General features: G+C 68.0%; 4 protein-coding genes. All 4 read right to left on the bottom strand.

Translation table 11 applies throughout. The features are described 5' to 3' along the window. The coding region (locus AB7U92_RS23660; protein WP_428582732.1) for a YeeE/YedE thiosulfate transporter family protein at positions 1–847 on the bottom strand (847 nt) is incomplete at its 3' end. Between the two features lie 16 nt (positions 848–863). Further along, complete coding sequence (locus AB7U92_RS23655) at positions 864–1,277, bottom strand: DsrE family protein (RefSeq protein ID WP_428582730.1); 414 nt, start codon at positions 1,275–1,277, stop codon at positions 864–866. Positions 1,278–1,313: 36 nt separating this feature from the next. After that, positions 1,314–3,041 carry a thiosulfohydrolase SoxB gene (soxB, locus tag AB7U92_RS23650; protein ID WP_428582728.1) on the bottom strand — a complete coding sequence of 576 codons (1,728 nt, stop codon included), beginning with the start codon at positions 3,039–3,041 and terminating at the stop codon, positions 1,314–1,316. A 59-nt stretch (positions 3,042–3,100) separates the two neighbouring features. Next, entirely contained in the window at positions 3,101–3,703 is a 603-nt protein-coding gene (gene soxX / locus AB7U92_RS23645; RefSeq protein ID WP_428582734.1) for a sulfur oxidation c-type cytochrome SoxX, read from the bottom strand. Positions 3,704–3,720: the final 17 nt, after the last annotated feature.

The following is a 3,720-nucleotide window of genomic DNA, read 5'->3' as shown; positions in this document are numbered from 1 at the left end:
TGAGCTCGCGGAACAGCGCGGCGGCCACGAAGGAGCCGAGGAAGACGCCGGGCACCAGGCCGAGGTCGAAGGTCGGCGGCTTGTCGGGCGCGAACAGCACGCGGCTGAGCACCTCGGCGCTCGGCCCGGTGAAGCTCAGCGCCTGGATCGGGGCGAGCCCGGCCTCCATCGAGGTGGCGGCCACGGCCCCGGTGAACCACCAGGCCGCCGCGATGGCCAGACCGACCGCGCTGGCGCCGGCCCAGCCCCAGGGCGCGACACGCTGGCGGCGCGCCCAGACGATGGCAGCCACCAACCAGACGGCGCCGAAGATCAGCGCACCGGGCCGGCCCAGTCCGGTGATCACGGTGAGGTCGCGCGAGGGGCCGCCTTCCACCGTCCACCAGGCCGAGATGCTTTCGCGCCAGGGCGCGAGCACGCCGGTCCAGGCGGCCTGCGCCGCGACCGCGAAGACCAGGCCGGACAGCACCGAGCGCAGGTTGCCTTGGGCCGCGAGCACCAGCAGCCGGCTGGAGCAGCCGCGCGCGAGGATCATGCCGATGCCGAACAGCAGCCCGCCGACAGCCGCGCCCGACAGGCTGCCGCGCGCCGCGAGCTGCCGCGCACTGCTCACGTCGAGCGCGCCGAGCGAGATCAACCCCTGCGTGGCCAGCAACGCGACCGAGAAGGCGAACAGCCAGACCGTGAGCTTGCCGCCATGCATGCCGCGGGCGAACTCGATCACCGCCGAACGCAGGCAGAAGCGCGAACGCTGAGCGAAGAAGCCGAACGCGAAGCCGATGAGCAGGCCGCCACCGGCCAGCACCGGCGCCTGGCCGAAGCGGTCGAGCAGCGTCTCCAAGTTCATCGGTGCACCGAGGGGGCTAGGGCTTGATGTAGGCGGCGCCTTCGCGCTGCAGCCTGGCCAGGCGCACCACGCCGGACGGCGTGAAATCGGCCTCCTCGATGAACTGCTCCTTCTTGAGGTTGCGGTTCTTCAAGGTGATCTCGCAGACCTCGAAGCGCACGCCGCGCGCCTTCAGGGCCGCCACGGTGGCCGCGAACGGGCTCTCGTTGCGGTCCTTCATGCCGTCCATCAGGAAATCGACGCCGAAGGCATGCGTCACGACGGTGATCTTCGCCGCCGGGTCGACGTCGAGGTGGTTGCGCACGTTGCGCAGGCCCTTCAGCGCCTGCGTGGAGGTGTCGTCGATGTGGTAGACCACCATCTCCTGAGCCACCGCGCCGGCGGCGGCGATGCTCAGGACGAAGGCAGCCAGCAGCCGGTGGATGGTCATCGTCGTCTCCCCGTCGTCGTCGTTGTCGAAAGTCTGTCAGGCAATGCCCGGGTTGCCCTGGACGCCGATCAAGCGCGGCGTGTTGATGCGGCGCGGCGACACGCGGCCCTTGGCCTTGAGCCACTGCTCAACCACGTCCCAGACCTGCTTGTTGCCGGCGCTCTTCGCCTCCTCGGCCACCGGCGCCCAGCCGGCCACCTTGTAGGTCTTCGCGGCGTCGATCGCCTTGCCATCCAGCCGCATGTCGGTGATGCGCGAGCCCATCTTGGCAGCCGGCTCGATCGCATAGGTCAGGCCGCCCACGCGCACCATGTCGCCGCCCTGCTGGTAATACGGGTCGGGGTTGAACAGGTTGTCGGCCACGTCCTCGAGGATGGTCTTGATCATCTCACCGCTCAACTCGGTGACGGTGGCGTAGGAGTACGTGGTGGCCAGCTGGTCCATCATCAGCTCGCGGGTGATCGCCTCGCCGGGCAGCAGGCTGGTGCCCCAGCGGAAGCCGGGCGAGAAGGCGATCGGCGCGCCCTGCACCTCCATCAAGGCGTCGCACACCAGCTGGTCCCAGCTGCCGTTGAAGTTGCCGCGGCGGTACAGCGTGCCGTCGGTCACCGCCAGCTTCTCGGCCAGCTTGCCCTCGTAGGGCGCGCGGATCTTCGCGATCAGCGCGGACATCTCCTTGTCCGGCTGGATCTGGTTGGCGAACACCGGCAGCAGCGTGTAGCGGAAATCGGCGACCTTGCCGTCCTTGACGTCGAAGTCGATCACGCCGAGGAACTTGCTGTTGCTGCCGGCGTTGGTGACGATGGTCGTGCCGCCGGCGTTCTTCACCAGCACCGGCACGGGCATGCCGTCGTGGGTGTGGCCGCCGAGGATGGCGTCGACGCCGCGCACCCGCGAGGCCAGCTTCAGGTCGACGTCCATGCCGTTGTGCGACAGCACCACCACCACCTGCGCACCCTTGCCGCGCGCCTCGTCGACCATCTTCTGCAGGTTGTCGTCCTGGATGCCGAAGCTCCAGTCGGCCACCATGTAGCGCGGGTTGGCGATAGGCGTGTAGGGGAAGGCCTGGCCGATGATGGCGACCTGCACGCCGTTGATCGTCTTGATCACGTAGGGCGAGAACACCGGGTCGCCGAAGTCGGTGGTCTTCACGTTCTGGGCGACGAAGTCGACCTTGCCCTTGAAGTCCTTCTCGACGATCTCCTTCACCCGCTCCATGCCGTAGGTGAACTCCCAGTGGCCGGTCATCACGTCCACGCCGAGCAGCTTGCAGGCGTCGACCATGTCCTGCGCGTTGGTCCAGAGGGACGTGGCCGAACCCTGCCAGGTGTCGCCGCCGTCGAGCAGCAGCGCGCCGGGTCGGCTGGCCTTCAGGCGCTTGACCAGCGTGGCGAGTTCGGCGAAGCCGCCGACCTTGCCGTAGCGCTTCGAGGCGGTCTCGAAGTCGATGTAGGTGTAGGCGTGGGCCTGGGCCGTGCCGGGGCGCAGGCCGGCCTTCTTCAGCAGGTGCTCGCCCACCAGGTGCGGCAGTTGGCCGGCCATGCTGCCGACGCCCAGGTTCACGTTGGGTTCGCGGAAGCGGATCGGCAGCAGCTGCGCGTGGCAGTCGGTCATGTGCAGCAGCGAGACGTTGCCGAATCGCGGCACGTCATACAGCGCCTGCTCGGCCGTGGCCGCGTCGGCCTCGGCGTGGCGCGCCAGGCCCATGCCGGCCACGCCGGCGGCGCCCAGCATCTGCAGGAATTCGCGCTTGCTCAAGCTCATAATAAGTATCGGCTTATGTTTCGGTGATCAAAAAGCCCGCAGTCGCGGGCTCTGTGGGATCACTGGTTGACGGGCGACCGGGGGTCGAGCAGCAAGGCCATCACGTCGCGAAGCTGGTCTTCGTTCAGCAGCTTCATGTGGCCGAAGCGCGGCATGTTCGAGCAGGCGGCGTAGGCCTTGCTGTTCCACATCTTGCCCCAGGTGTACTGCACGATGGCGGCGGTGTTGGGATCGGCCACGTCCTTCACGCCGCGCAGCTTGCCGTAGTTCCACAGGCTCGGGCCGATGGTGCCGTACGAGATCTCCTTCTTGTCGATCTCGTGGCAGTTGTAGCAGTTGGCGCCGTTGGCCTTGGGGTCGTCGGACTTGTCGGTCCAGGTCATGCCGCGGCCGCTCTGGGCGAGTTTCTCGCCGTTGCGCCAGTCACCGATGTAGCGACCGCCTTCGGGCCACTTGATGCTGGCCAGCGATTCGGCCTCGATCTGCTTGGCCACGGCTTCGCTGGGCGGCTTGTCCGAGGAGCAGGCCTTCTGGCCGAGATCCTGGTTGAGGCGGTCGGCCTTGGCGATGCCCTGGTCGCGGAACGAGGACTTCATGATCTGCTCGACGTGCTTGTCGAGATCGGCGGCAGACGGCGTGGTCGCGCAGCTGGCAACCAGCACCGACGAGCCAGATCGGA

It is taken from the genome of Piscinibacter sp. (assembly GCF_050175855.1).
Lineage (GTDB): Bacteria > Pseudomonadota > Gammaproteobacteria > Burkholderiales > Burkholderiaceae_C > Piscinibacter.
This window is presented reverse-complemented; position numbering and strand designations above follow the sequence as displayed.

What these genes read in the sequence shown, in the direction of transcription:
- soxB (WP_428582728.1), bottom strand. Translation starts at nt 3,041, where the DNA reads ATGAGCTTGAGCAAGCGCGAATTCCTGCAGATGCTGGGCGCCGCCGGC.
- AB7U92_RS23655 (WP_428582730.1), bottom strand. Translation starts at nt 1,277, where the DNA reads ATGACCATCCACCGGCTGCTGGCTGCCTTCGTCCTGAGCATCGCCGCC.